We start from the raw sequence: 25,692 nt of genomic DNA, 5'->3' as shown, positions 1-25,692 counted from the left end.
GTCCGGGCTGTCCGGCTCCCCGTCACCGCGCGGCGCCTCTCCACCGGTCTGGTGAAAGAGGCGCCGCGCGGATCAGGCAGCCCGCAGATCGGGATCAGCCGTACTTGCGGCCCTTGGTCAGGCAGCGAGCGCGGGACGGCGCGGGTCGACGACCTGGCCGTCGGGGAGCAGCTCGCCGGTGTCGTCGAAGAGCAGGACGGCGTTGCAGAGGAGGCTCCAGCCCTGTTCGGGGTGGGCGGCCACGACGTGGGCGGCCTCTGCGTCGGGGCTGTCGGCGGTCGGGCAGCGGGGGGTGTGGGTGCAGAGCGAGGCGGGGAGCCGGGCGCTGGTGGTCGCGGTGTCGAGCGTGGGCATTGGACCCTCCTTCAGGTGGGTTCGGGATGGTTTCCCGGGCCGGAGGTGTGCGGAAGGCCGGCCGCCCGTCAGGTGGGCGGCCGGCCGGGTCGAGCGTCGGGGCGCGGGAGGCGAGTTGGCTTTCTGTCCTGTCGTGCGGTCAGCCGTGAGTCAGGAGTTGTTGATTCGCTCGGTCGCGATCCGCAGGTTCTCGTCGACGAAGCGCTGGTGGTCCTCCGGCCGGCACTGCTCCCGCTCGCAGGTCACGGCCTCGCGGATGACGTCCGCGACGACCTGCGCCGGTCCTCGGTCAGGCGTTTCGTTCGTGGGAGCGGCCATGAGGGCTGGTCCTTTCGGCGTGGGGTGGTGCGCGGGTGTGTTTCGGTGACGTGGTGGCCGGCGTCCCAGGCCCTGGCGGCCGCCGTAGCGGCGAGCGCGAGCAGGGCGGTCGTGACGGGGTGGGCCAGGCCGTAGAAGCGGATGGCCCGGGCCGCTGTGTGCTGTGCGGTCCGGGCCGTGCGTATGAGGTGCGGAGGTACTAGCAGGGGTCTACCTCCCGGCGGCTCGGCATGCGTCGCACGTCCAGGCGGTGACGCCGAACCAGCCGTTACACCGATCGCACTGCATCCGGCCGTTGCCGTGGGGGGCGGGCTGGGCGCTCGGCGTGAAGGTGATGCTGGTGGTGGTCATGCGAAGGACCGGCTGGCAGGTGTACGACGGGCCGGGGGACATCTCGGCGTAGGTCCGGCCAGCGCGGCGGTCGGCCTTCTGGGCCGGGGCGATCCCGCCGCACTTGCACGTCCAGAATCCGCAGATCACGCATGCGTCGTCCGCCGACCGGTAGTCAAGCGGGCTGGTGAGGTGCAGAACCGGCTGGCGGGCGTAGTCGCCGGGGACCATGTCGGCATAGGTCCGACGAGCATGGCGATCGGCCTTCTGGGCCCGAGCGTCACCGTGGTCGACGAGGTGCTGGACGAGCTGGCGGAAGGCGGTGTCGGTTTCGTCGCGCTCGTAGCCGCGGCCGTCGTGCCCGCCACGGTCGTCCTCGCGTCCGATCTCCTCGATGACGCCGGCGTGCAGCGGGGCGGCCGTCGAGGCGAGGGAAGCGGTGGTGGAGGCGGGCGCGAGGGGCGCGCACGTCATACTGGTCATGCGGATCAGCTCCTGTGAGACGGGTGGTCCGCGCTGGCCCTCGGCACATGTGGCGGTGCAACGCCGTGTCGGGGGTCCGCTCCGTTTCGGGGCGGGGCGCGGTGGGGTCCTGTAGCCCCACGCCGACACCAGTCCTTTCGGGCTGGGGACGACGTACGGAACAGGTGCCCGGGTTCAGGCCGCGGCCGGGAGGGCGGCGTCCTCGGCGGTGAAGGCGAAGTTGAAAGTGACGTCTTTGCCGGCCGCGTCGTAGACGGCGATGTTCCAGGCGGCGCCGCGGTCGGCGAGCCTCATGACCATCTCGCCGAGCCGTTCCAGAGCCGGGCGTCGCAGCATCCGCCTGGTGACCGGGCCGGTCTCCAGGGTGTAGGCGAGCGTGAACTGCTCGCGGGCCGCCTCCAGTTGGTCGGCCGCGACGGCGTCGTCGAGGCGGTCGGTCTGGCGGCACTCGCGGTCGATGGCCAGTTCCTGGCCGCGACGGCCTCCGCGGACCACGGTGTCGCTCGTGCGGGTGTCATTCCCGTACCGCAGTTCCAGTTCCTCGCACGCGGGCCGGGCGGGGCACAGCGAGCAGAAGCTGGAGGCGGCGGCCTGCTGGAGCGGCCAGACGTTCGCCGGCAGGTCGGGGGCGCGGTTGAACAATCCGTCGTACTGGTCCAGGCCCCGGCAGCGAGCGAGGGTCTCAACGGTGGCCAGGAGCCGGGGGCGGAGGGCGTTGCGTGCGGCAGTAGGGGAGAGGCGGTTGAGCGTCACGGGGGGCGTCCTTTCGGAGAGGGCGGGCTGAGGCTGAGCACCAGACAGCTACGGCCTCGGCCGCCCCTGGTTCCGGGGCGGCCGAGGCCGTAGTGGTGCTGGCGGGGTCAGGAAGCGAGGGCAGGCCTGCGGTAGCGGGCGGTGTACGCGGCGGCGGTCTCGCCCGGGGCCGGGGCGGGCAGCGCGGCTTTGACCTTGGCCACCAGCTTGGTGTGCTCGGACTGGTCCGCCGGGGTCAGGGGGCGGCGCCAGACCGTAGCCAGGTGCGTGTAGGCGGCGCGGGTGAGGAGCTCGTCGAGGACATCGCTCGCGGAGCGGTCCGGGGTGGCGTCGGCCAGGGCGCGGAGGGTGCCGGTGGCCAGGGCGCGGACGGAGCGGTGGTCCCCGGCGGTCTGCCCGGTCATGGCCGGCAGGGCGCCGGCGGGTCCGTCGACGGCCCGACCGCGCGTGGTGGGGATCGCGTCGGCGGGAACCGCACGGGCGGCATCTGCTTGGCGGGCGGCGGGAACCGCACGCTCCCACTGCGCTCGCCGGTCGGCGGGACGCTCCTGCGGCCGGGCGACCTTGAGGGTCTGGACGGTGGCACGGCGGTGACGGGTCAGGTCGACCGCGATGCGCTCCTCGCGCGCCCACTCCTCGTACTGGTGGCTCCAGGTGTCCTGGGTGATGTCCACGTCGACGAGGCGGTTGCTGGAGCTGCAGCGGATCGCGGCGTCCCGGCCGGCCTTGCCGGTGTGGTGCGGAACCGTCTTGAGCAGGTAGGTGCCGCGGTTGGGGGTCACGGCCACCCAGGTGCCACAGCCCGGGCAGGCCAGCGAGATGCGGCGCTTCTGGGTGGACTCGACCCGCCGCATGTCGACGTGGCCGGGCGACAGGGTCGAGATGACGATCGCGTCGAGGGGGCTGACGCGGGAGGTACGGGTGCGGCCCCGGCGTGTGGCGGCCTTGGGCATGGCGAGATTGGACATGGCGCCTCCTCAGCAGGAGAAGAAGGGAAGGGGGGCGGATGCTCTCTCCGCCCGCCAGGCCCACAGGCCGAAGCCCAAGGTGTCCTGGCGGACAGGCAACACATCAGCGCTGCAGTCGTACACGCAGTCCTGCCGGCCGGGGGGTTTGGTCGTGGCTACCGCCTCCGGCCACCTGCCCGACTCCGAAGAGGCGGGCCGCAAAACTGCGGTGGTGACGGCCACCCGCCAGGAAGCACGGGTAACCACATCGACTTTGGTACATAACTTCCGTCGACGGGTATGACCGTACAGGACTTAGGCACCGTCAAGTCAAGAGTTAGGTACGGAACTTGGCGCGCCATCACTCAAATAGCCCCCAGTTGTGTACCTAAGTCTCGATGGGGGGTACTGTGCTCGCATGACTACGAGCCCGCACCGACAAACGGCGAAAGCGATCGCTGATGATTTGCGCGAGCAGATCCGCTCCGGTCACCTGTCGCCCGGCGTCGCGCTGCCCACGAGCCGTGAGCTCTCTGAGCAGTACGGCGTCACCGCCAAGACGGTGAGTGCGGGGATCGACATCCTCAAGACGGAGGGCCTGGTTGTAGGCGAACGAGGTGGGCGCCGCCGAGTTCGCGCCGACCACCCGGTCACCTGGAACCTGACATCGTTTGAACGAGGCCGACGCCGCGATTCGCGGGCCATGGACGATTGGTCAGCGGCAATCAAGATGGCTGGCCGCGTACCTGCCCAGGAGGTAGAGGTCAGCACCGGCCCAGCACCGGCCGACGTGGCCTCGTGGCTGGAGATCAGCCCGGGCGACCTCGTTGTCACTCGGAAGCGCGTGCGGACAGTGGACGACCGCCCGTTTCAGCTGAGCACTAGCTGGTTCCCCGGCATGATCGCCATCGGAACCTTGCTTGAAGCGGCTGGCGACGTGTCAGTCCCGGGCGGAATCCTCAAGTCGATCGGCCACCCGCAGCAGCACGTGCGGGACGAGATCAGCATCCGCATGCCCACGCCTGAAGAGTCCGAGCGCCTGCGTCTCCCCCCAGGAACCCCAGTCGCCCAGCATGTCCGTATTGGCTATGGCGAGCACTCGCCAGTACGAGCCATGCGGACAATCGCGCCTGGAGACAGGCATATCCTCGTCTACGAATTGGATGTGAGCGGATGATGATCCGACCCGCCACCTCAGGCGACGCCGAGGCCCTCATGGAGCTCCGCCTCGATGCTGAGCGGTGGCTCGCCCGGGCCGGCATTGACCAGTGGCGTGACCCTGCAACGAGAATGCCGGCCCTTCAGAAATGGCACCGCGACATCGCGGCTGGGCGCACCTGGGTTGTTGACAAGGGTTCAACCGTCGTGGCGACAATCACGCTCACCTCTGCCGACGAGGACTTCTGGAACGAACAGGACGGCCCGGAGAGCGCCGTCTACGTAGCCAAGCTCATCACTGCGCGATCGGTGAAGGGCTTCGGCCTCGGAGGGCGCCTCCTGGACTGGGCTGGCGACCAAGCCAGGCTTCAGGGCCTGCCATGGGTGCGGCTTGACTGCTGGCGGAGTAACTCCGCGCTGCAGCAGTTCTACCTGCGGGAGGGGTTCCGCCACGTTCGCACTGAGGCGCCCGCACACCGCCTATCAGGATGGCTTGGGCAGCGCCCAGCCTCCACGGTGCGCCATCCCGGACCGAACCAACTCGCCCTTAGATCTGAGGGAGTGAAGGTTGGCGTGTGAACAGGTGCTGCCCATGCGCGCTGACAGCTCGTTGGGCGCGGCGTAGCCAGTCACCCCAACACGTCGCAGTCCGTAGCCGTTCGGTTGCAGGTGAGGGGTAGGGTATCCCTCACCTGATCAATCAGGGCAAGAAAAAAGCCCCCAGGACCTTAGGCAAGTCCGAGGGGCTCTCGGCCGGAAGTTCCTTCCGGCCCGGCGATCCACCTTTTCTAGGAAGGAGGCGCGCGTGATGCAGGGTACCTGCACACGGGCACGGTCACATACCAACGCCCCGCCGTGGCAGCGACGCCAGTACGTCGCTCCGGCCTGGCATTCGTGCCCTCGCGGCCTCTTCCTTCGCTTTCGAGTCAGCCACTCCACGCTGGGCGAGCGCGCCGACTTCCGTGCGGGCAGCAGCAAGCACGAGCCGTACTGCACTCCGGGGGCCGAATCGACGTAGTCACGTGATGGCGGCGACCTCTCAGGTCCCATAGCCGCCGGGACGCTCAGTCCTCGAGGTGTTACCAGCACCTCGGCCGAGCGCCCCCTCTGATACCGACCAGGGTTAGCAGCCCCGGTCGAAGGGGTTGTCCGGTCCGGTTCGCAGCCGGCCGAACGATTCGTACTGGTTCTCCCAGAACCACGAAGCACCTAGCCGGGGCTTCGCTGTGTCTTGGCGATGTCTCGCCTCCACAAGGAGACATTGTGCAGGACTGCCATGCCGTTTTCCAGCCCACCCATACCCACCCAGTCCAAATTCACCCGATCTGGACCAAGTCTTCTCCGGCACTCAGTGCCGCCTTCTGCCTTCCGCAGCCCCTCGCCCCCCGGCCCGAAACCGCCGCATCAAGGCTGACCCCCGCGGCTGGACGGGGCTCCGAGGACACGGTCGCAGGATCGGCTACCCCACTCGTACGCCCGCAGGCCACCCGTGACGACTACCAGGCGGCCTCGGAATCCTTCCGCGTTTCCGGTGTCACGTTCGCTACCAGAAACGCACTTGCGGCAGGTGTGACGTACCCCTGCATCCCCAGCGCCCCCAGCCCGCATCGCCATCGCGTACACACGACGGGGACCGGCCAGCACTGGACTTGCGGAGCTAACCCCCGCACCGCCCACGGTGCCGCCATGACGACACCAACCCCCGCTCAGCACGTCCCCGTTACGACCTCCTCAACGTGCGGCGTGGCATCGCCGACCACCACGCCAAGCGGCGCTCTGCGGGGCTCCGCCCTCTTCGCCGACGGTGTCCTCGATACCGCCGGCCCGCATGGCGGGACCCGATCCGAAGTTCTTAACCGCCGGGCGGGAGGCAGCGGGGCTCTCCTGGGTTCCGGGCCTCTGTCCACAGGCGGTCCGCGCGAGGCTGCCGGGATGATCTCTCTCTCGTACGTCCGGGTGGGCCGGTGAGTGCCGTGGCGGCGCCGGTTGCCGTTCTCCCGCGTCCACGGCGCGCTCAGACGCAGACGTGCCTGGGTCCTGTTCCGGGCCGGGGGCGTCTGGCGGGTGATGGGCCGGAGGATCCGGTGCGGTTGGGCCGGCCGATGCGGTTGCGGTTGCTCGCCGCGGTCCAGGCGCTGCTCGCGGACCCGTCGATCGCGGGGCAGTCGGACGTGGCGAAGCTGACGTCCGTAGTGCTGCTCGCGAAGTCCCGGGCGCCGATGGGCAACGAGGACGACTCCGTGACATCGATCTGGGTCGCGGAGCTGGGCCGGTGGATGGGCGTGGGGGAGTCCACCGTCCACCGCCGGGCACTGACTCCGCTGCGTGCGTCGGACGGACTCCACACCGAGGAGGTCCGGGACGAGCGGGGCTACCCGACCGGGCTGAGGTGCCTGGTGATGCCCTTGTGGCGGGCCCGTAAGCACGGCGGGCCCCGGCACCCGCTGGCCCTCACCAAGGCGGAGCTCGCGACGCTTCTGCACCTGTGCGAGGCGTTGTTCGGGCACGGCTGGTCCCCGGAGGGCAAGGAGCCGACGCCTCCGGGGCTGCTCGCCGGCCGCAGTGGCAAGGGCGCGGCCACCGACCGCCTCGGCCTGCTGCTGATGGTGCTGACCACTCCGGGATCGGGCTGGCTGCCGCTGTGCGGCGGCTCGGTGCGGAAGGCGGAGAAGAAGCACGGGCGCGGAGCCCTGACACTGGCCCGGCTACTGGGCTGTTCACCGGCCGGGGCCCGGAAGGTCCTAGACCGGCTGACGGAGAGTGGTGTCGTGGGTCGGGAGTACCGGTCCACGACGACGCGGATGCGTGGCCGGGGCCGGGTCAGGCTGCTGCCCGTGGCCCGGGCGTACGGCCGTGTACTGGAGGTCGTCCACACCTCCTCGGTCGTGTTTTCGGCGCGCCCCGGTAGTGCAGACGGAGATCTTGCTCCGGCTGGTACGGCTGGTGCCCTTGGTATGCCTGGGATCCGCAGGACCGGCGACGCCGGAGTCTCCGAGATTCTGGAGCGCCCTGATAGTGCAGAGCTCCACGCAGACCACGCTCAGGTGGTTACTCCAGTAGTTCCTCCTCAGCTTGATTGTGGTTTTTCCGGCGAAGGCCGTGGGGGTGAAGGCCGTCGGCCGGAGCGCGTGTGTGTGCGCGAGGACCAGGCCGTCGATAGCGAGACCGCCGCTGCCAAGTCGGCGTCGTCGGTGGCTGAGGGCGGCCCGCTCCGCGGGGAAAAGCCGAAGAAGCCCCCGTCGATCAGTAGCGAGAAGCCCCACCGCGGGCCGGTGGCCGACGGCCCGGCGCGGGTCGTGGACGGTACGGGTCAGGGCAGGCAGCAACGGGGGAGGGTGCCTCTGCCGCCGGAGGATCTGCGGGCCGTCCTGGCTCCGGTCGACCTGGTGTGGGCACGTCTGGAGCATCCGGCCACCCGGCGCCTGGTGGAGGCCGCCGCCCGCCGCGAGCTGGGCAGGGTGATCGGGTTCGCCGGTCGTACGGACGCGCCGCAGGTCCTGGCCGACCGGCTCGCCCGGCGCCTGGCGGAGCAGATGCGGCTGGCCGGGCCGATCAAGGATTCGGTGGGCTGGCTGATCGGCCGGGGTCTGCCGCAGCGTCAGCTGTGCGCGGAGCCCCGGTGCGACGAAGGCGTGCTGCTCGACTCCGGCCAGGACTGCCCGCGCTGCGAGGACCGGCAGGCCGACCGCCGCGCCCAGCGCCACGCGATCGCGGCCGCCGTGGACACCGCGATGCCCGGGGCCTCCGAGGACGAGCGCCGCGCGGCCGTTGACCGGCAGCTGCACGAGCGGGTGACCGCCCAGGGTTGGGCCCGCGAGCGCGAGTGGGAGCAGGTCCGCGCCCGTCAGGCCGCCGCCAAGGCCCACCGCGCCGAAGCCGCGGCCGCGCAGCCGGCCGACGACGTCCCGGCCGTGCCGGTGGCTCCGGTCGCGATGCCCGCGCCGCGCCCGGCCGCCGTCATCGTGCCTCCTACGGAGCCGGAGTTCGCCGACGTCGACGACGACCAGGAGCTCGTCCTCAAGGAGCTGACCCGGGAGCAGGTCCTGGACTGGCGCAACCGCGCTGCCGCCGACCACCAGCTCGTCTTCGACCACATCGCCCGGTACGGCGAGCTGTCGGCGCAGCGCCTGTTCACCCGGGCGTTCGTCGCCCAGGTGCAGCGCCTGTCCGGCCTCGGGCACCTGGACCTCGGCTACACCACTTGGGGGCAGGCGTGAGCGGCAGCGAAGCGTCGACCGGCGTCGACCTGGCCCGGGTCGCGCTGCGGGCCGCGATGGACGCAGCCCGGAAGAACGGCGGCCAGAAGGCAAAGGCGAAGCCGCGGGCGGTTCGTACTGTGCGGCGGGACGGCCGGGAGCCGGTGGGATTCGCAGCGGCGCTCGGCGCGCTGGTCACCGAGCGGGCCTGGGAGCTCCCGGCCGCCGGCGCGACGCTGCGGGACCGGTGGGCGGCCATCGCCCCCGAGCTCGCCGGCCACGTCGCCGCCGTGGCGTACGACGCGGACTCCGGCCGCCTCACCGTGTGCCCGGAGTCGGCAGCCTGGGCAACGAAGGCCCGGCTGGAGCAGACCCGCATCATCGCGGCCGCCAACAAGTCGGCGGGCCGCACTGTCGTCCGCACCCTGCGAATCCAGGCACCCGGCACAGCACCGGGATCCGCGCCGACTGTCGTCAGCCCGACGCCCGCGACCGCGCCCGCCGGGACGCCACGCACCAGGGAGACCGCCTCGGACGGCTACCACCGCGCGCTCGCCGCGCACCTCCAAACAGCCCGCCCCTCCCGGACGGACCCGGACATCGAGGCAGCGGTCCAGCGGCAGACCGCCGCGCTGCGCGAACAGTCCCTCCAGGCATTCCCCGAACCGGCCGCACCGGACAGCGCACCGGCCCCGATCGGCCAGGCCCACGCCGAGCGCCGCCGCCAGGCCGACACCTCCCACACCGCAGCCCTGCGCCGGGCCCGTGCGGAACGCGCGGCAAGGGAGGCCGGGACGATGGTGGACTCAGTTCCGCAGCCGGCACCGTTGGACAAGTCCGCGTGAGCGGCTTCTCACCGGGAGCAGGGCTGGCCTCGAAGCCGGCCCGAGCCGGGGTTCGAGGCTGCTCCGGTGGGTGTGTCGTTGCTTCCTCAACTGATGTGACTGGTGGTTGAGTTGGCTTGTTGCTGCTGTCTGGCGTGACATATTCGAAACTGTGTGCGAAGATCACTCCGGTTTCAAAAATCTGACCTCGGATCAGGTACGGTTTCTGAAACTCACTCAGGGAGGGTCTGTGCTCAACGCAGTACCGCCACAGCGTGTGGCAAGCCTTGAAGATCTCGGCGTCTCGGCAAAGCTCTTCACCGATGCCACGGAATGGGCGGCAGCCGAGACTCGCCAGTGCACCAAGCTGGACGCCCCGGCCGCGGCAGGGGTCACTTTCTGGAGCCGCACCAACCGCTACCTGGCCGAGATCCTCACGGACGCCGAGCACACCCCTGTCCCGTGGCGCTGGACTCACCGGGACAGCATCATGCGCGTCGTCCACCCTGACGCCACGCACGCCATTACCGCGATCAGCGGGAAGGGCGGTGTCGGAGACCTGGACGCGAAGCCCCGCACGAAGAACCCCAAGGGCAGCGCGATGGCCTACCTCGTGGAGAACAACGCGAAGTACCAGCCGGACGGGCAGGGAGTTTTCCTTTCCCGTGACGACATCGAGTTCGGCCGGGAACTCGACGACATTCCTCTCTGGTTCCTGCTTTACGAGCGAGGAGATAACGGAAAGCTCTCCGCCGAGCTCTCCCTTCCCGTTAAAATGGAAGGGAAGTACGTGAATCAGTGGGTTCAGCGAATTCCCCTCTTCCGAGGGAAGGTCGACCCCGGCGTCGATGTCGAACTGCTGGATGCCGCCGTTGAAACCAGCGCCCAGGTCTCCGTGGAGATCAAAAACCTGTAACTACAACTAGGAGTCGAGGAAAGTGTTTACGCCTGAGCGACTGGTAATTGCACGCAAGCGGAGGCGCATGACACTGGCCGCACTGGCCCAACAATGCGGCATCTCCGCGCAGAGCCTGACCGCTTACGAAAATCATCGCCGCATTCCTACGGCGGAAACACTTTCCTCGCTCTCCAAAGCCCTCAAGTTCCCCATCTCATTCTTCGAGGCACCCCCGGCACCTGACATGAGCCCTGGGGCGTGCAGCTTCCGCGCGCCATCCAAGATGAGCGCCGTCGAACGGGACAGTGCCCTCAGCTCCGGCGCCATCGCCGCCACGCTGAACCTGTGGCTGGAGGACCGGTTCTCCCTGCCGACCCCGGACGTCCCGACGTATCCCGACAGCAACCCCACGCCCGAAGAGGCCGCCGACCTCGTCCGCAGACACTGGGGGCTGGGCGAAGACCCCGCACCCAACATGGTCCACCTGCTCGAGGCCCACGGAGTACGTGTTTTCTCCCTCGCCCCGGACTGCCTGGACGTCGACGCCTTCTCCACCACGCGCCACGGCACCCCCTACGTCTTCCTCAACACCCGAAAGACCGGCGAGCGCGGACGCTTTGACGCCGCGCACGAACTCGGCCACCTCGTCCTCCACAGCGGCTACGAATCACCCCGCGGCCCAGAAGCAGAAGCCAACGCCGACGCCTTCGCCTCCGCATTCCTCATGCCTCGCGCCGGAATCCTCGCCCAGCAACTCCACGAAGCAAGCGTGGAACGCATCCTCAGCGCCAAACGACGCTGGCAAGTCTCCGCCATGGCCCTTACCTACCGGTTGCGCACCATGAAACTCCTCAGCGAGTGGCGCTACCATCACGCCGCCAGACAGCTCGCGCAGATGGGGTACCGAAAAGGCGAGCCCAACTCGGAAATGGTCCGCGAAAGCAGCCAACTGCTGGCCAAGGTCTTCGAAGCGCTCCGCCCACGAATGAGTCCGGCAGAGGTCGCGGCCGCTATGGACATTGCGCCCGAAGAACTCAACCACTTCGTCTTCGGCCTGATCCCCGTCGGATTCCAAGGCGGGGGCGAACTCAGCACCCCCGTCCGACCCGCACTCAGCGTCGTACGCTAAGGCTTGTCCCGTATAAGGGCGTGAGCTGGGGCTCTGCCTGACGGTACGGTCGTTGGGTGGAGTCGATGAGGGTGAGCGAGGGCCCGTTGCACGGGGCCGGTGTGCGTCCTGATTACCTGGTCGGGCGGCGGCTTGAGCAAGTGGTGGCTTCGTGGCATCTGTACGGCTCGGAGGCTCCGTCCGGCCCGCTGGACGTGTGGCTGATCGACAGTGAGGCGGTCGCCACGCACATCACGACCGGTTCGGACTGGTGCCTGATCGTGGAGACGTCGACCCCCTTCGCGGGATACGACATGGCGGAGTCAGGTCGCGTCGAGGTGGCGCCGATCAGCGGCGAGACCGCGTTCGCGGATCACCTCGGCGAGACGGTACTGGCAGTCAGCGAAGAGGGTGCCCCGGATAGCGGGCGGCTCGCACTGGAGATCTCCTTCGGCTCCGGCCGTGTCCGGTGTGAGACCTGGTCCGGAGATCTCCGCCTGTCCAGCAAGTGATCAGCACACCAGCCACGGCGGGAACCGTGTGAGGCTCCCGCCGTGGCTGGTGTGATCACGGCGTCGCAGCCGTCCTGGATAGCCCCGTTCACCGGGTTGAGCCCCCGCTGTTTCGGCACGTTGGTGACACAGCTGCGGCGCGAAGGAGCTGACGCGGTTCGCAGAGGCCGGCCGTGGAGCCTGCCGCTGGAGGACCGGGTGCTGCTGATCACGGCGTACTGGCGCACCAACTTGACGCTGCGGCAGCTCGCACCGCTGTTCGGCGTCTCAAAGTCCGCAGCTGACCGGATCATCAGCCACCTTGGTCCCCTGCTCGCGCTCAAGCCCCGCAGGCGGTTCCGTAAGGACACCGTGCTCATCGTGGACGGAACCCTGGTCCCCACCCGCGACCACACTGTGGCCGAGCGGTCGAAGAACTACCGCTACTCCACCAACCACCAGGTCGTCATCGACGCAGATACCCGGCGCGTTGTCGTGGTCGGCCGGCCGTTGCCCGGCAACCGCAACGACTGCAAGGCGTGGGCACTGTCCGGAGCCAAGGACGCCGTCGGCCGCACTACCGTGATCGCTGACGGCGGCTACCGGGGCACCGGCCTGGTCATCCCGCACCGCCGTGAGCGCGGGCAGAGCGAGCTGCTTGCCTGGAAGGAAGAGCACAACACTTCCCACCGCCAGGTCCGCGCCCGTGTTGAGCACGCCTTCGCCCGCATGAAGACGTGGAAGATCCTCCGTGACTGCCGCTTGAAGGGCGACGGCGTCCATCACGCGATGAGTGGAATCGCCCGCCTGCACAACCTTGCCCTCGGCCGATAGGCGAGCAGAGCGGGCAGCAGTCGATCACGGTCCCACTGACTCGAAGATCTTTACGGGACAAGCCTTAGCCCCCACCACCCACCACGTCATCAGCTCTGAAGGGCTCGCAACCAGTAGGTGCCGACAGCTCCAGAAATGATGTCGCAGTCGTCATCAGCCCTGGAAGGCTCACGGCACCCGGTTCTCGGAGCTGGGCTGGTGGATGGGCATGGTCAGCCTGTACGCGGCTAGGCTGCGGCGATGAAGGCTGAGTTCCCGAAAAGCCCCAGCGAAGCCGAGCTGGCTGCGAAGACCATGGTCCAGATCTGGGCTGAGGCAGTGGTCAGGCAGGCCGCCGTCGCCCGCGCCAACCGGAAGAAGGACGATGCCGCGTTCCGAAACTACGAACGCGGCGAAACCTGGAGCCCTGACTTCGAGGACGAGCTCGGTGCGACCTGGCGGACCAGGTGGGCTAGCGAGCACATCCTGGTCTGGTCCGCGCACCAGCTCGAGCGGTGGGCCATCCGCCTGGCGGATCTGCAGGGCACGGAACAGCCCGAGGAGAACAAGAAGCTGAAGGCCGTGCGCGACGCGCTCGAGCATCTCGACGAAGCCGACCTGACCGAGACGACCGCTACCGCACCAACGCCGCAACGCAAGAACGACCCCAAGGGGCGCGCGCTTCGGAACGACTTCCCGAACGAGTCCATGTCACTGGGACTGGGCGGCAGGAAACTCTTCGACCTCCTTGATCCCGAGGAGCTGGACAAAACAGCGCTCAAGATCCTCCGCCAAATACGGAAGGAAGTCGACCTTGAGCGTGTTCGCAAGGAAAACGCAGAGGTCAGCGCCTACGTAGACATGCTGATGGAACGCTGATCCAGCACCAAGAAGGCCGTGGCGGAGTGAGAATGCCTTCCGAGGTGGCCAGCGATTCCGTGGAAGTGGGGCAGCATTCCGAGACGCTTGACCTCGGTGCCCACCTCGCTCATCAGCTACGGCGGACAGTTCGGCATCGACGCAGCGGTCCAGCGGCAGACCGCCACGCTGCCCGAACAGTCCCGCCGGGCGTTCCCCGAGCCGCCCGCACCGGGCAGGCCCGCGCCGAGCGCCGCCGCCAGGCCGACGCCTCCCACGCCGGGCCCGTGCCGAGCGTGCGGCCCGGAAATCGGCGGACGTGGTCGGCGCCCCGGCCCCAGCAGTCCTCCGGGCCCCAGGCTGAGCCGAGCCAACACTCCGGTACCGGCGGCGATCACCGCGTAGCGTTGCGATTGCACGTCTGGTACACCGCGCTACGCCGCGCGCCGAAGGGGGAGTTGTACAGGCAGGGACCGTGCTGGACGGCCGATACCAGTTGATCGAGCCAGTCGGGGCCGGCGGGCAACTGTCACGGCAGCCGCGCAAATGCACTACTCCCGCTTCACGGACACGAACCAGCACTGAGCACCCCCGAACCCCAAGAGCCACCCTGTACGCCTCTCTGAGCGTCCGTCAGGCCCTCAAGGTTCCAGATCGCGATCGGCCCTCGGCGGGGCGTACAGGGCCTCGCCTTGCAGGACTATCCGAAGGAGAGCACATGACCGAGGCCGAGGACGTTGTTGCCCGGATGGCCGGGTGCGGTGCCTGCCGGAAGCTGGCCGTCGAGTACGGCCTGGCCGTGGCAGGCTCCCGCCACCCCCGCGCGAGGGCCCGCGACTGGGACCTGCCCCTCACCTCGACCAGGATCCACCTCGAAGACCACCTGATCACCACGCACCCGGAGTGGCTGCCCGACCGGCAGCCGGACTGCGAGACCTGCGACGCGTGGCACGAGACCAGCGGCACCACGGGCCCGATCTGCGAGCCGGAGGCACTGCACCGGGCCTGGCACCTGTGCGCCCCGCTGCACACGGTAGGCCCAGCCACCGGACTGACCGGCCTCCTGTAGCCGCACAGTGCGCGGGCCGGACGAGCGGGCGGTCGCGGCACCCGTACGATGCCGCCGTGACCGCCCGCCGCACCCTCGGACCCGGCCCCCAGGCACCCGCACCCAGCCGCGCCACCCAGGCCGACCTCCTCGCCCCCCTGCCCGGCGAGCGCCTCGCCGACCTCGACGCCCTGCGCTCTCGAGGCGTACTCGACGCCCTCCCCACCACCGCGCCCCCGCCACCGCGCCGGACCCTGGGCACCGGCGGACGCGCCGACGAAGAGCCGGCCCCGCGCGACTGACGGACCGGCAGAAGCCCGACAGCGGCGGGACAAGGCTCCAGCGGGCGGGTTTCCCCGAGGGGCGCGGCTCGTTGGCCAGGCATGAGAGTGACGAGCGTGCCGCGGCTGCGCGGCGGCATCCTGGCGGTGGACCTGGTGCGCGCGTGCGTGCGGCACGATCCGGCCGACCTGCACGACGTGGTGGTGGAGCTGGATCGCGGGATGCGCCGGCTGATGGACCCGGCGGGCGGCGTCGCGCTCCACGACCACGCCCGGCACCGGGTCGAGGGGCTTTTCGCGGACGCGGTCGAGGCCCTCGGCTGTCGACCCGGCGACACCACACCGCTCGGCGCCATCCCCGCCGTGGCGGTCGAGACCACGGCGCTGACGGGCCGGTTCCCGATGCCGCCGGACGTCGGGTCCGCGCTGGACGCCTTCGCCGCCGGCGACGTCGGTCCGCTCGGTGATCTGCACGGTCTCGACCGGTTCGTCGCGGTGTCGTTGGCGACCGCGGCAGCGGAGCGAGCATCCTCACCCCCGGAGGCCGTCCTGGAGAAGCTGGACGCCCTCCGGGAGCGACTGGCCGCCGGGGCGCCCGCCCCGTCCGGCTGAAGACCCGCCCACCGGCCACCGGTGAGGTCGCGGGTGACGTTTTAGTGGGAGCCAAAACCATGCGCGCTCCTCTCCATGGCTATCGCATCGTTGCTGAGGCAGCACGACGAAACCGCAGCGTATGGGGAGGAACTCACATGAAGCAGCTCAAGCGTTCCGCAGTCGCGGTACTCAGCGCCCTCGCCCTCGGTGGAGCCGCACTCGCGGTCACCGCGGCACCGGCCCAGGCGGCCCAGGACTCGGCCGCGGTGCCCTCGGCGGCCCAGGGGGTCTACTGGCTGTACTTCGACTACACCTCGTGGTCCCACAAGACCCCGGACGCGTTGGCCTCTACGCACGTGGGCTATCTGAACGAGGGTTCCAACTACGTCAAATGCTGGGACTACGGCCAGAGCATCTCGGACAAGGGCAGGACCAGTTCCACCTGGTTCAAAACCGACGACGACAGCGGTAACGCCAATGTCTGGGTGAGCAAGGTCTACGTCAGGCCCAGCGACTGGAACATATACGTGCCCCGCTGCCCCTGACACACCACAGCCCCGCCCGTCCGCATCTCCTGCGGGCGGGCGGAGCCTTGGCGCGTCTGGGCGCGTGCTCCCGGAGCGGCGGAATCAGAAGTGGTCGACCGTCTGCCCCTCGGGCACCCGGTCCGGCCCATCGGGCGCGGGGCCGCCGTCGGTGCGGCGGCGTTACGGCTGGGCGTGCGGGTTCTCCGCCCTGAGGCCGCTGAGAGCGGCCCGGAGTCGGCGCCCGTCGGCCGTGCCCGGGATCATGATCCGGTCCGGATTCATGGCCCCTGGCTCTGGAACAGCGCGACACCGTGTTCCACTACGGCAAGGAACGAGGCCGCGGGTCAGGCGTTCTGGACCTGCTGGGCGCGGGTGGCGACCTCCGAGGCAAACTGCTCGAACTCCCTGGTCCAGCCCGAGTCGTCGGGCACCGGCTGGTATTCCAGCTTGATGAGGACGGTACCGACGCGGACCAGGGCGACGGCTGTCGTCTCGTCGAGGTCGGTGTTGTAGTGCGTGATCGCGGAGCGCTGGTCGCCGAGCTCCGGGAGGAAGATCTCCCTCGCCTTGTTGTTGTTGGCGACGCCCGACCGGGTTTCCTCGAAACCCTTCGCGGTCAGCGCCGCGCTGGGGCAGGACCACACCGCGAAGTCGGCCCAGACCGTCCTCGTGCTGCCGTCGTTCCAGTTGTTCGTTTTGAAGCGCGCCTGGGCACTTGAGCACCCGTTTTCCTCACCCACGCTAGGCGCGAGGAACCCGGATCTCACCCAGCCGGATGGCATGCTCGCCAGGTCCGGAACGACCCGCTTGACCTCGCTGGCGTTCAGGGCTCGCACGGCATGGCGTGCACTGCTGTCCTGCGACGACCCAGGGGAGTCGTCGACCATGATCAGCCGGGTGCCCCCGTACACGGCCAGCACGACCAGGGCCAGCAGCAGAGCAGCCACCAGGGCGATGACGGCCCGCCCGCCCCGGGTGTTGTTGATGGTCAGCGGGCCAAGAGCGATGGAACTGCGTGACACCTGGCTGCCGGTGATCAGAAGGCTGCCCGTGGCGTTGGTTTCCGGTGCGGTCAAATGCAGTTGCAGCTGACGCCGCAGCTCCGGGTCCGCCTCGATCTCCTCCTGGATCACGGACCGGGCCGTGTCCTGTGCGGCCGGGTCCTCCGGGGCCTGGTGCAGTGTGGCCAGGGCCGCACGCCCCCGCTCCGTTGAGGCCAGCCGGGCGTGTAAAGCATCGGCGACTGCGGTTCCGGCACTCTGGCCGACCGCGGTCGCCGCTCCAGTCGCAGTCGCGGTCATAACCGCGACTGCCATGGCCGCCAGTTCAGAAGTCTCCATGCTCTCCCCCGGTTCCAATGCACAGTGTCCTCAAGGTTCCGCACCCTGATATCACTATCATCATGCGCACGACATTCAGCGTGGCATTCGGACACCTTCCCGGCGTGGAACAGCCCCACGCCCCACCAGGAGAGCGGCGGGCGTTCGTAGTCCTCACAGAGTGGCGCGCTGTACTGGCTACGAATTAGCAAGGCGCGCCACGATATTTGTGACTCAGCGCCAGACGCTCGGGCTCTTCGCCCACGCGGATCCGCACGACTGGTCCCCTGGGCAGACCGATGCCGTCCGCAAGGCCCTGCTGATCCGCCTCGTCGGCCTCGGTGACGGCCTGCTGCGCGGCGGGACGGCCGGGAGCCGGTGGGATTTCGGAGCGGCGCTCGGCGCGCTGGTCACCGAGCGGGCCTGGGAGCTCCCGGCCGTCGGCGCGACGCTGCGGGACCGATGGGCGGCCATCGCCCCCGAGCTCGCCGGCCACGTTGCCGCCGTGGCGTACGACGCGGACTCCGGCCGCCTCACCGTGTGCCCGGAGTCGGCAGCCTGGGCAACGAAGGTCCCGGCCCAGGCAAGGTAGTCAGCCCGCGCGATGTCTGCCCGGACACCGGGCGCGCCCGCCTCTCCTACGGGCAGGCCCGTGCCCTGCTGGACGAGCAGACCGCGGTGCGTGGGCCGGGCACTGGATGGGACCTGCACGAGTACCGCCATTCCGGCCTGACCCATCTTGGTGAGGCCGGGGCCAGTCTGCTGATGCTGATGGCGAAGTCACGGCACAAGAAGACGGAGAACGTCCGTCGCTACTTCAAGCCGTCCCTGGAGGCGATCGCCGAGGTCACCAGCCTGCTCGCGCCCGGGGACAGCAGGCGCTCAAGTCCGCTCGGCCTTTCCCGGAGTCGTACTCGTGCGGGCGCCTGCGGCTCACCGGAGTACGACCGTGACGCCGCACCGTTCGAGGAGCCGCACGAGGTCCTCGAAGTAGGAGAGCCCGTCCTCCGGATCCTCCACGACGTCCGCCAGCGCGCGGCGGGCGATCTCGGAGTCGTGCCAGGTCAAGGTGAACGGCGGGGTCACTCCGAATCCACCGCCCAGGCAGTCCTTGAACGCGTTCCACTCCCGGCCGAAGTAGCGGCCGGGTCCGAGCAGGGCCTCGGCGATCGCGCAGTGCAGCCCGGGGACGTCCGTGACGAACCGGCCGTCGAGGTGGTACTCGCCGCCGGAGTGGTCCGCCCGGGGCGCAGGCACCCGCCAGGCACGGGTGGTGAGGTCCAGCCATGCGGCTCTACCCTGCGAGTCGTACGGCGCCCACAGGTTGGGCTCTGCCGGCGGGCCCTGGTACCACTCTGCCCAGATCGGGCGGGCCGCCGACGATGGCCGATCGTCCCCACCATCGGTGAGGGTGATGTCGACGAGTGTGCCGCCGAGCACGGACGGTCGAGCTTCGGTGATGGCCAGGCCCACGGTGCGGGAGGCCATCACGGCCCCATGACGATCCAGGACCAAGAGGTAGGCCCAGTCCCGCTCCGACCGACGGGGTCGTCGCAGCGCCGCGAGCAGGGGCTCTGAAGGCTCGCAGCCGATCAGCTCCATAGGAACGGGGGCCGGGTCCGCTCGCGGTTTGAACAGGCCGTCCACGGCGGAGCACCGACCTGCACTCGCCGCAGCGACCGTCGTCCCCGCGAAGAGCTCGAAGCGCGGCGCCGCAGGTAGTTCGAAGAAGCTCTCCTCGCTGCTGACGGCGGCGCCGAGCACGATGTCGTACCGCGCCGGATCAACCGAGTGGGGTTGATGGGCCACCACGACCGCATCGACAAGAGTCCACCACTGCACGGGCTTCTCGTCGTCCCAGACCTCGACGCATACGTCGCCCAGACCTCGTAGCGAGCCGTGGGGCTCGGCCAGGACCTCGCTCAGGAGACCATCAGGGCGACATCCACGAAGGGTGAGGACCTCCCGTGGCGGCGGGACCGGGTCAACGAACAACCCTTCGACCCCCGCGCACCTCGCCCAGAGCTGTTCCGCCCCGTCTTCGTCCTCCTGAACCAGGAGGTTCTTCACTGGAAAGCCCCGGTCCCATCTAGCGAGATCCGCGATGCGCACCCAACCCCCGAACATGTGAGCAACCTTCGCGCCTACGATACGGACCCGCCTGGTCCGGGGAAGACGGAGGACGGTTGCTCGCCCTCGATCACGTTTCGTCGGCGGCGCTCAGATCCCGCAGGGGACGCAAGCCGCCGGGCAGTTCCGGCAGCTGGAACGAGTACCGGCCGAGCATGTTGACGTGGTGCCGCCCGAACGGGGAAAGCCGGGCGACGTCCTCGTCACGGAAGTCGAAGCCGTCGGCGCGGAGCTGGGCGACGGAGGCATCCATGTACCGGGTGTTGAAGAGCACAAGGGCGTTGAGGACCAGGCCGAGCGCGCCGATGGTCCTCCATGCCGTCCTGGTAGCGCTGGTAGAGCTGCCCAGCCCGGCCGTGGAAGATCTTCCGGGCCCGCAAGCCATTTATTTGCGTCAGTAAATTACTGGATCTCGCCATCTCGTCATGTTGATCTCGACATGTTGGCAGCTCAGATGCTTGCTTTGGGGTCACTCAAGTCGGAGCGAACCTTGGAGGCGTTACGAGTGAGAAGAATCCTGCGGTGCAGCAGGCCGCTGCGTGGGCTGGCATCCGTTTTTGCTGTCGCGTTAGTGCCGCTCTGTGCGCCCAGTGCCCAGGCGCAGCCGGCCGCTCTGGAAGTCGTGTCGTACATGCTGCCGCTCGGCGCCAACGGGCGTGGCCCGGACGGGTTCGCGGGTGAGCAGTCCACGGTCCGTCTTTCGTCGCTCTCGCAGCAGCGCCAGGCGGTGGCTTCACGGATGGCGGCCGAGACGGTGGGGCCGGCCCGGGCCTGGGCCCCGGTGTCGCGCGTGCCGTCCGGTGCTACTCCGCTTGTGGGTTCGTCCGCTGTGGCCTCGGCGGCAGGGGCGACGAAGGTGACGTGGCCCGATCCGTCCCGCACGATGACGGCCGCGGAGTGCCGCAAGGGGCTGGGTACGGACAAGGCGTTCTTCGTGAAGTCGCGCTTCGCGGTGTGTTCCGGTGCGGTGTTCCTGCAGACGTGGCTGCAGAACAAGCGTCCTGTCGGGCAGACACAGTTCGTGGTCCTCTCCGTCGGGACGATCGCTGCGAAGAGCCGTGAGATCTCCTTCCAGTACCACTTCACCGACATGGGCAAGACCGGCAGCGTCAAAACGGGAGGTCTCCTCATCAAGACGTCCCCGAAGATCCCCAAGAAGTGGCCGGGTGCCGCCAAGGTCACCCAGGGCGGCAACGTGCCGGGGTCGAAGAGCTTCGACGAGCTCGCGAGGACGAAGACCTTCAAGCACACCGTCAAGGTGGCTTCCAAGCAGGGAACCGGACCTGATGACACCGTCTTCGCGGTGTACGAGCCGGTCATCAGCATCACGCCCCCTCCCGGCTACACCCTCAACGGTGCGGGCGGAAAGCTGTTCATGCTCGCACCGCGCTGGGACAAGGCGTCCTACGTCAGCAGGGACGACGGCGCCGCCGCATTCAGCTATCTCCCCACCCTGACGTACAGCAGCAAGAAGGGTGCGCCCGAGAAGGCGGTTGCCGATCACATCAAGAAGGCCTACTCCAGCCCCGGGGCGACCAAGCCGGTGAACTCGGCCAAGAAGATTCCCGGCCAGAGCGCTTCGAACCCGCTCAACCGACTCTTCAGGGACACCGACCGCAGGAAGAAGAACCGGTCGGAAGCCATCAAGGTCTGCGAGAAGTACTGGGGCAAGAAGTACTCAAAGAACAACACGTACCAATGCGACGAATTTCCGTTCGCGACCACCTACCAGGGTGCCGCAGAGTCACAGTTCGAAGCTGCAGCACCCAAGAACAACTTCTCCGCCATGCCTCTGGTCACCGCGGAAAACCGTGACGCCGGGATCCTTCTCGGCCAGTTCATGACGAAGAACCGGATCATCGACGGAACGAACGACGGCTTCATCGTCAAGATCAAGTAAGCCCACGGGCCGGGAACGCCCAGTTCCCGGCCCACCCCTCATTCCCGCACCGGCCAGAACTGCGCGAGGTACCGCTCAACCCCCTCCGGCACCCCGTGCTGGGCCTGCTCGGCCACCGCGGCCCGCCCCGCGCACCGGAGCCTGAGCCGCCAGACCCCCGGCCGCCCCAGGAGCACGGGCTCTCCGGCATCCCCTCCGGTGACACCCCAGACGTCCAGCGTCCCCGACGGTGAAACGATCACCGCCTGCGCATCCGCCTCCCATGTCCCTGCCACGTCCACCGGCGGCGGTTCGTCCCACACCTCCACCACGAGATCCGCAGTATGGGTATGTCCAGCACTCCTTACATCCAGCCGGCCCTCACAAGTCGTCAGGAAACCACCCTCGGTGTCCCAGTCCTCAGGAAACTGCACAGGAACAGCAGCGGTGTCCCGCTCCTGCAGACAGAACCCGAAGAACTCCACCTCCACAGGCCCCCGCTGTTTCATCACCGGACCGGCCATATCAACCACCCCTCGCTTCTGACGTCATAGGCCAGGACATCACGAATCACGCCGACACAAGCGACTGTCGCATCCACGTGCGAGGCCACGCGCTTCTCCCCGGCAGACCAGCTCCTGCCCCGGCATCCCGGGCCAGGAGCCGACAGGCCCGACTCCACCGGAGTCCCTCCGGCAGTCGTGCTCACGCACGATGGTGTGCTCCTGGCAGTCGAGGCACCGCCGGCCGTCCCGCTTTTGGAGAGCCCGGTCAGAAGGACCGGTAGATCCTCTCGGGATCCTCGTGGGCCCCTGCCGCGAATTCCTCGAAGCCCAGGTTGCCGATGCTCAGGTTCGCGTGGACCTCGTGGAGCGCTGCGGGGGTGGTGCGGACTCGATCAGCTGCTCGTAGTCCTCTTCATCCACGCAGTCCTCGCGTGTCAGCGTGGTGACCGCCAACAGCGGGTGGCTCTCGGCCTGCATCGTCGTACGGTCAGCGAGAAAGACAACCGCCGGGTCGTCGTCACCGCGGACCGCAGCCAGCACATCGTCAACGCTCGCCCCTACCCAGGCCGCATCGTCGACGAAGCAAACGTGCGCCTCGTACTGCTCGTCTCCCCAGGGCTTCAACAGAACCGCCACGACGTCCTGCCACACCTGCTCGTCGAGGTAGTCGGTTCTGACGACCAGAGCATCCTCATCACGGTCAGCGGCAGCAGGCAGTACTCTCATGAATCCATCTCCTCGGTGACGATCGGTGAGCCTGCCGCCTCAAGCGCGGTGGAGTGCACCACGCGATGCTCGGCATCGCTCATCTGCACAACCTTGCGCGCCGCGGCTGACCACACTCAACCGAAGCGCGGCCCGTTCAGGATTCGGCGGGCAGGAGCTGGACCAGGCCGACCCAGTTCTCCTCGTCCACCTTGGTCTGCGTGGCCCGGACCCTCCAGGCGCCGGCCGGCAGCGGGACCGGCGCCTCAGCGGGCATCCCACCGCCGGGGTACTCGACGCCCAGGTCGGAACCTGATTCGGCGGAGTCCATAAGCACCGCCGGACCGTCCGAGGCCCAGGTGCCGCACTCCTCCCACACCGTGGCCGGGTCTGCAAGGACAGTATCCGCCGCGGCTCTCAGTCCGACCTCGGAGTCGGCGGCGAGCCACCGCAGGAACGCTCGGTGCTGGGGCAGATAGCAGCTGGCCGCCGGCTCGTCCGCCAGAACCAGTGCCTGCGCACCGTTCTCGTCGGCGGGGATCGCACCGGCCAGACCGTCCACCGCGCAGGCCCGGTCGTAGTCGTCCGGGGCGGTAGCGCCTCCCACCATAAGACCACTCTCCGTGCACCCGCCCCAGGAGGCCAGGGCGGAGACGGGGACGACGATCAGAGGACCACCCATCGACTCCACCCAAGTAAGGGAGGGGCTAACGGCATCGTCTGCGATAGAGGGAGAGGCGAGCATGCAGTCAGTCTGCCCTCACCCACTGACACCGCACGCTCACACGGTTGCCGCCGAACCCACAGATACGCCCAGCTGATGCACACGGACCGACCCGCGAGTTCCCGCTGAAGAGACTTCGGTTCCCCTGAACCCACAGGCCTCCCCCGGTCTCGGGACTGGTGAGCTCGCATGTCGAAGTGTCGCGTATTCCAGCTCAGGGCGCGCCGATCGGTCACTTTGGGTCACACGGGCGGTGTCCAGAGTCCGGCCCGGAGTGAGTACGTTCGTCCGATGGCGCGTCCGAGGCGCCTCGGGAGGGGAGAGTGCCGGTGGACGTCGTCGCGATTATGGAAGCACTGGCCGAACAGGGCGTAACGGTGCTGCTCAAGTCCGACGCTGAGCGGACGGCAGAGAGAGGCAAGCCTTGGACCTTCGTCGCCACTGGAGCGCCGCTGCGCGAGGACGTCCTTGTGCGAACCGATGCCGCGTCTATGGAGCAATGCCTCGCAGCGTGCTTGCCCCGCCTGCGTGAGCTGGGCCTTTCGTTCCCTGCGTGAGAGAGCAGGTGTGACCGAACCGCCGCCCTGGATGTCAGTGGCGGCTGCTTGTATGAGCCCATGGACACCGTGCACACGACCGCCGCCCTCCTCCCGGACCCCGCCGAGCTCCGCGCGCACCTGCGCGCGCTGGCCGTACTGGACCAGGCGATCTGCCGCGAACCGCGGTTCTCCCGCTACTCCTTCTCCACCACCTGGGGGCCTGGGACGGAGGCGGCCCTGATGGACAACGGCTCGGGTGACGACTTCTCCGTCCTCTTCACCCCGGCCGGTGTCCTCGTCCGCGGCTTCGACCACGAGTCGGAGATGAGCCCATACGGTACGGACGACGAACAGGTCTGGCCCGGTGCCATCGACGAGGTGCCCGCCGCGCTGCGCCCACTCCTGGACGACCCGGCCTTCGTCGACGAGGGCCTCGGCGCCCCGCGGGTCACCGCCTGCCTGTGGTGGGAGACCGGCGGCAGCGCCTGGCGCACCGGCTCGGGCATCGAGTTCCCCTCGGGCAACCCGGACCCGGACGGCTCCGGGCACCTCTTCCGCCTCCTCACCGACCGCTCCCCCGAGGCCGTCCAGGCGCACTTCGAGGAGGACTACGGGCGGCCCGTCCCCCTCGACACCGTCCGCCACGTCCTCGCGGGCCGCCCCCTGACCCCCGAAGCCGCCCGCGGCCTCAACCCGGCCGCCCTCTCCGACGAGGCCCTGCTCCGCCGGATCGCCGCCGAACCCGAGGTCGAGGCGTACCTCGCCTGCGACGGCGAGTTCGACCTCACGCGGACCGACCCCATCGAGTCGATCGCCCTGCCGGCCGGTCTCCCGGTGGAGCCCGTGGCCGGCTGCAACGCGGGAGGCACCCACTATCTCTGCGGCCCGGCCGGCTCCGACCGTGTCCGCCCCGTCCTCTACACCGACTCCGAGGGCCAGGCCTCCCTCATCGCGGAGTCCCTCGCCGAGGCCCTGACCCTGGCCATTGTCCTCCCCTCCTGGCACGACGCCCTGGCCGGCTTCCGTCCCCCCGCGCTCAACGCCGACTACCGTGAGGACAACCCGGACCACCCCGAGGTCCGCGACCGCCTCCTCGCCGCCCTCCGCCTCCCCCCGGCCACCGAGCCCGAGGTCCTGGCCCGCCTCCTCACCACGGCCGCCCGCACCGTCCCGGACGGCTTCCTCCCTTCGGTCGAGGGCGAGGAGGACGCGGCCTTCGAGCCGATGCTCCGTCTGCCGGCCGAGTAGGACAGCCGAAGTGACCGCACAGTGGTTCACCGTTGTCGGCAGGCGGCCTGCTTGAGCAGCCAGTTCTGGGCCGCATCCAGGACGGCATCCTGGTGGCGGGCCGCCGGGCATCCGGGTCAGCGGGCCGGCTGTGGCTGCCCGCTACGGAGCGGGGACGGGGTCCTGTGCGGTGGCGATCCGGTCGTCCAGCCAGATGGCAGCGACAGGGCCAGCCTGGCTGCCGGAGAGGGGCAGGTCCTCCAGGGCCTGGGAGTTGGTGAGACTGACCCGTCGGCCGGTACCCCGGTCCACCGGTCAAATCAGCTGCGCGTGCCGCGAACTGACGCTCGCATGTAAGTAGCCCAGGGGGCATAAGGCACGGTGGGGGCCCAGAGCGGTGGCAGGCGAACTATAAGCCACTCTTGAGCCCAAGAGGCTCACACACACCAAAAATGTCCCAGGCGCGGAATCAATCTCATAACGCCAAGATCACTCTTTAAAGAATGATCTTGTTGAATGCGACACATGCGCGCCGAACGCAAAAGGCGCAAAGGTCACGAACATCTACACCGGGCCCCCTTCAATCACCTTGCTGCTACCGAGATGTGACGTGGAGTAGCCACGATGGATCTTGAGACTTATGGATTTTCTGTAAAGATCCGCTGGCCCTGTCTGGGCGTTT

At 68.9% G+C, this 25,692-nt stretch carries 29 protein-coding genes and 2 pseudogenes; 18 read left to right on the top strand and 13 right to left on the bottom strand.

The window, feature by feature from the left end; translation table 11 throughout:
* Positions 1 to 117: 117 nt before the first annotated feature.
* From ACF08W_RS31530 to ACF08W_RS31510, 5 genes are all read right to left on the bottom strand, one after another.
* Positions 118 to 354, bottom strand: coding sequence for a DUF5999 family protein (locus ACF08W_RS31530; protein ID WP_392281378.1), 237 nt, complete (start codon positions 352 to 354; stop codon positions 118 to 120).
* A 150-nt stretch (positions 355 to 504) separates the two neighbouring features.
* Positions 505 to 672, bottom strand: a complete 168-nt coding sequence (locus ACF08W_RS31525) for a hypothetical protein (protein WP_392281377.1) — start codon at positions 670 to 672, stop codon at positions 505 to 507.
* A gap of 210 nt (positions 673 to 882) precedes the next feature.
* Positions 883 to 1,485: a hypothetical protein gene (locus ACF08W_RS31520; protein ID WP_392281376.1), complete on the bottom strand. Its 603-nt coding sequence runs from the start codon at positions 1,483 to 1,485 to the stop codon at positions 883 to 885.
* A gap of 174 nt (positions 1,486 to 1,659) precedes the next feature.
* Positions 1,660 to 2,238 (bottom strand): hypothetical protein, encoded by a 579-nt coding sequence (locus ACF08W_RS31515; RefSeq protein ID WP_392281375.1) that lies wholly within the window; start codon positions 2,236 to 2,238, stop codon positions 1,660 to 1,662.
* Between the two features lie 107 nt (positions 2,239 to 2,345).
* Positions 2,346 to 3,206 (bottom strand): hypothetical protein, encoded by an 861-nt coding sequence (locus ACF08W_RS31510; protein WP_392281374.1) that lies wholly within the window; start codon positions 3,204 to 3,206, stop codon positions 2,346 to 2,348.
* 397 nt (positions 3,207 to 3,603) lie between these two features.
* On the opposite strand from ACF08W_RS31510, the gene ACF08W_RS31505 reads away from it, so the two are divergent.
* From ACF08W_RS31505 to ACF08W_RS31445, 13 genes are all read left to right on the top strand, one after another.
* Positions 3,604 to 4,362, top strand: coding sequence for a GntR family transcriptional regulator (locus ACF08W_RS31505; RefSeq protein ID WP_392281373.1), 759 nt, complete (start codon positions 3,604 to 3,606; stop codon positions 4,360 to 4,362).
* Positions 4,359 to 4,922, top strand: coding sequence for a GNAT family N-acetyltransferase (locus ACF08W_RS31500; RefSeq protein WP_392281372.1), 564 nt, complete (start codon positions 4,359 to 4,361; stop codon positions 4,920 to 4,922). Before ACF08W_RS31505 ends, ACF08W_RS31500 begins: the two co-directional genes overlap by 4 nt.
* Before the next feature lie 1,505 nt (positions 4,923 to 6,427).
* Complete coding sequence (locus tag ACF08W_RS31495) at positions 6,428 to 8,560, top strand: hypothetical protein (RefSeq protein WP_392281371.1); 2,133 nt, start codon at positions 6,428 to 6,430, stop codon at positions 8,558 to 8,560.
* Positions 8,557 to 9,384: a DUF721 domain-containing protein gene (locus ACF08W_RS31490; RefSeq protein ID WP_392281370.1), complete on the top strand. Its 828-nt coding sequence runs from the start codon at positions 8,557 to 8,559 to the stop codon at positions 9,382 to 9,384. The genes ACF08W_RS31495 and ACF08W_RS31490 overlap by 4 nt, the downstream gene beginning before the upstream one ends.
* Before the next feature lie 229 nt (positions 9,385 to 9,613).
* Positions 9,614 to 10,279 carry a hypothetical protein gene (locus ACF08W_RS31485; RefSeq protein ID WP_392281369.1) on the top strand — a complete coding sequence of 222 codons (666 nt, stop codon included), beginning with the start codon at positions 9,614 to 9,616 and terminating at the stop codon, positions 10,277 to 10,279.
* A gap of 22 nt (positions 10,280 to 10,301) precedes the next feature.
* Positions 10,302 to 11,390 (top strand): helix-turn-helix domain-containing protein, encoded by a 1,089-nt coding sequence (locus ACF08W_RS31480; protein WP_392281368.1) that lies wholly within the window; start codon positions 10,302 to 10,304, stop codon positions 11,388 to 11,390.
* 65 nt (positions 11,391 to 11,455) lie between these two features.
* The gene (locus ACF08W_RS31475) at positions 11,456 to 11,881 is read left to right on the top strand and encodes a hypothetical protein (protein ID WP_392281367.1); all 426 of its coding nucleotides are present in this window, start codon (positions 11,456 to 11,458) and stop codon (positions 11,879 to 11,881) included.
* Between the two features lie 42 nt (positions 11,882 to 11,923).
* A complete protein-coding gene (locus tag ACF08W_RS31470) occupies positions 11,924 to 12,694 on the top strand; it encodes a transposase (protein WP_392281366.1) in 771 nt (256 codons plus the stop codon).
* Between the two features lie 240 nt (positions 12,695 to 12,934).
* A complete protein-coding gene (locus ACF08W_RS31465) occupies positions 12,935 to 13,552 on the top strand; it encodes a hypothetical protein (RefSeq protein ID WP_392281365.1) in 618 nt (205 codons plus the stop codon).
* Between the two features lie 697 nt (positions 13,553 to 14,249).
* Complete coding sequence (locus tag ACF08W_RS31460; RefSeq protein ID WP_392281364.1) at positions 14,250 to 14,600, top strand: hypothetical protein; 351 nt, start codon at positions 14,250 to 14,252, stop codon at positions 14,598 to 14,600.
* Between the two features lie 56 nt (positions 14,601 to 14,656).
* Positions 14,657 to 14,881, top strand: a complete 225-nt coding sequence (locus ACF08W_RS31455; RefSeq protein ID WP_392281363.1) for a hypothetical protein — start codon at positions 14,657 to 14,659, stop codon at positions 14,879 to 14,881.
* A gap of 81 nt (positions 14,882 to 14,962) precedes the next feature.
* Positions 14,963 to 15,472 (top strand): hypothetical protein, encoded by a 510-nt coding sequence (locus ACF08W_RS31450; protein WP_392281362.1) that lies wholly within the window; start codon positions 14,963 to 14,965, stop codon positions 15,470 to 15,472.
* 137 nt (positions 15,473 to 15,609) lie between these two features.
* Complete coding sequence (locus ACF08W_RS31445; protein ID WP_392281361.1) at positions 15,610 to 15,999, top strand: hypothetical protein; 390 nt, start codon at positions 15,610 to 15,612, stop codon at positions 15,997 to 15,999.
* 326 nt (positions 16,000 to 16,325) lie between these two features.
* Here the strand turns inward: ACF08W_RS31445 and ACF08W_RS31440 are convergent, their stop codons facing one another.
* Positions 16,326 to 17,321, bottom strand: coding sequence for a hypothetical protein (locus ACF08W_RS31440; RefSeq protein ID WP_392281360.1), 996 nt, complete (start codon positions 17,319 to 17,321; stop codon positions 16,326 to 16,328).
* Positions 17,322 to 17,481: 160 nt separating this feature from the next.
* Here ACF08W_RS31440 and ACF08W_RS31435 point away from each other — a divergent pair, with 160 nt between their 5' ends.
* Both ACF08W_RS31435 and ACF08W_RS31430 read left to right on the top strand, forming a co-directional pair.
* Positions 17,482 to 17,892, top strand: a complete 411-nt coding sequence (locus ACF08W_RS31435; protein WP_392281359.1) for a DciA family protein — start codon at positions 17,482 to 17,484, stop codon at positions 17,890 to 17,892.
* Positions 17,874 to 18,182: pseudogene (locus tag ACF08W_RS31430) on the top strand (site-specific integrase); the annotation flags it as partial. The gene ACF08W_RS31435 and the pseudogene ACF08W_RS31430, both read left to right, overlap by 19 nt.
* A gap of 51 nt (positions 18,183 to 18,233) precedes the next feature.
* Here the strand turns inward: ACF08W_RS31430 and ACF08W_RS31425 are convergent.
* Together ACF08W_RS31425 and ACF08W_RS31420 are read right to left on the bottom strand one after the other, a co-directional pair.
* Positions 18,234 to 19,295 (bottom strand): barstar family protein, encoded by a 1,062-nt coding sequence (locus tag ACF08W_RS31425; RefSeq protein ID WP_392281358.1) that lies wholly within the window; start codon positions 19,293 to 19,295, stop codon positions 18,234 to 18,236.
* Positions 19,296 to 19,500: 205 nt separating this feature from the next.
* Positions 19,501 to 19,804: pseudogene (locus ACF08W_RS31420) on the bottom strand (Tn3 family transposase); the annotation flags it as partial.
* Between the two features lie 248 nt (positions 19,805 to 20,052).
* On the opposite strand from ACF08W_RS31420, the gene ACF08W_RS31415 reads away from it, so the two are divergent.
* Positions 20,053 to 21,330 (top strand): hypothetical protein, encoded by a 1,278-nt coding sequence (locus tag ACF08W_RS31415; protein ID WP_392281357.1) that lies wholly within the window; start codon positions 20,053 to 20,055, stop codon positions 21,328 to 21,330.
* A 38-nt stretch (positions 21,331 to 21,368) separates the two neighbouring features.
* On the opposite strand, the gene ACF08W_RS31410 is transcribed toward ACF08W_RS31415, so the two are convergent.
* The 4 genes from ACF08W_RS31410 to ACF08W_RS31395 all read right to left on the bottom strand — a co-directional run bounded on the left by ACF08W_RS31410 (position 21,369) and on the right by ACF08W_RS31395 (position 23,265).
* A complete protein-coding gene (locus ACF08W_RS31410) occupies positions 21,369 to 21,833 on the bottom strand; it encodes a hypothetical protein (protein WP_392281356.1) in 465 nt (154 codons plus the stop codon).
* Between the two features lie 247 nt (positions 21,834 to 22,080).
* Positions 22,081 to 22,155: a hypothetical protein gene (locus ACF08W_RS31405; protein ID WP_392281419.1), complete on the bottom strand. Its 75-nt coding sequence runs from the start codon at positions 22,153 to 22,155 to the stop codon at positions 22,081 to 22,083.
* 2 nt (positions 22,156 to 22,157) lie between these two features.
* Positions 22,158 to 22,541, bottom strand: a complete 384-nt coding sequence (locus tag ACF08W_RS31400) for a DUF6924 domain-containing protein (RefSeq protein WP_392281355.1) — start codon at positions 22,539 to 22,541, stop codon at positions 22,158 to 22,160.
* 136 nt (positions 22,542 to 22,677) lie between these two features.
* Positions 22,678 to 23,265 (bottom strand): Imm21 family immunity protein, encoded by a 588-nt coding sequence (locus ACF08W_RS31395; protein WP_392281354.1) that lies wholly within the window; start codon positions 23,263 to 23,265, stop codon positions 22,678 to 22,680.
* Positions 23,266 to 23,573: 308 nt separating this feature from the next.
* Between ACF08W_RS31395 and ACF08W_RS31390 the strand changes: the two genes are divergently transcribed.
* Positions 23,574 to 23,801, top strand: coding sequence for a hypothetical protein (locus ACF08W_RS31390; RefSeq protein ID WP_392281353.1), 228 nt, complete (start codon positions 23,574 to 23,576; stop codon positions 23,799 to 23,801).
* A gap of 60 nt (positions 23,802 to 23,861) precedes the next feature.
* Positions 23,862 to 25,031, top strand: coding sequence for a hypothetical protein (locus ACF08W_RS31385; RefSeq protein WP_392281352.1), 1,170 nt, complete (start codon positions 23,862 to 23,864; stop codon positions 25,029 to 25,031).
* A 141-nt stretch (positions 25,032 to 25,172) separates the two neighbouring features.
* On the opposite strand, the gene ACF08W_RS31380 is transcribed toward ACF08W_RS31385, so the two are convergent.
* The gene (locus tag ACF08W_RS31380) at positions 25,173 to 25,322 is read right to left on the bottom strand and encodes a hypothetical protein (protein ID WP_392281351.1); all 150 of its coding nucleotides are present in this window, start codon (positions 25,320 to 25,322) and stop codon (positions 25,173 to 25,175) included.
* Positions 25,323 to 25,692: the final 370 nt, after the last annotated feature.

This window comes from Streptomyces sp. NPDC015144 (assembly GCF_043079735.1).
Taxonomy (GTDB): Bacteria; Actinomycetota; Actinomycetes; order Streptomycetales; family Streptomycetaceae; genus Streptomyces.
This window is presented reverse-complemented; position numbering and strand designations above follow the sequence as displayed.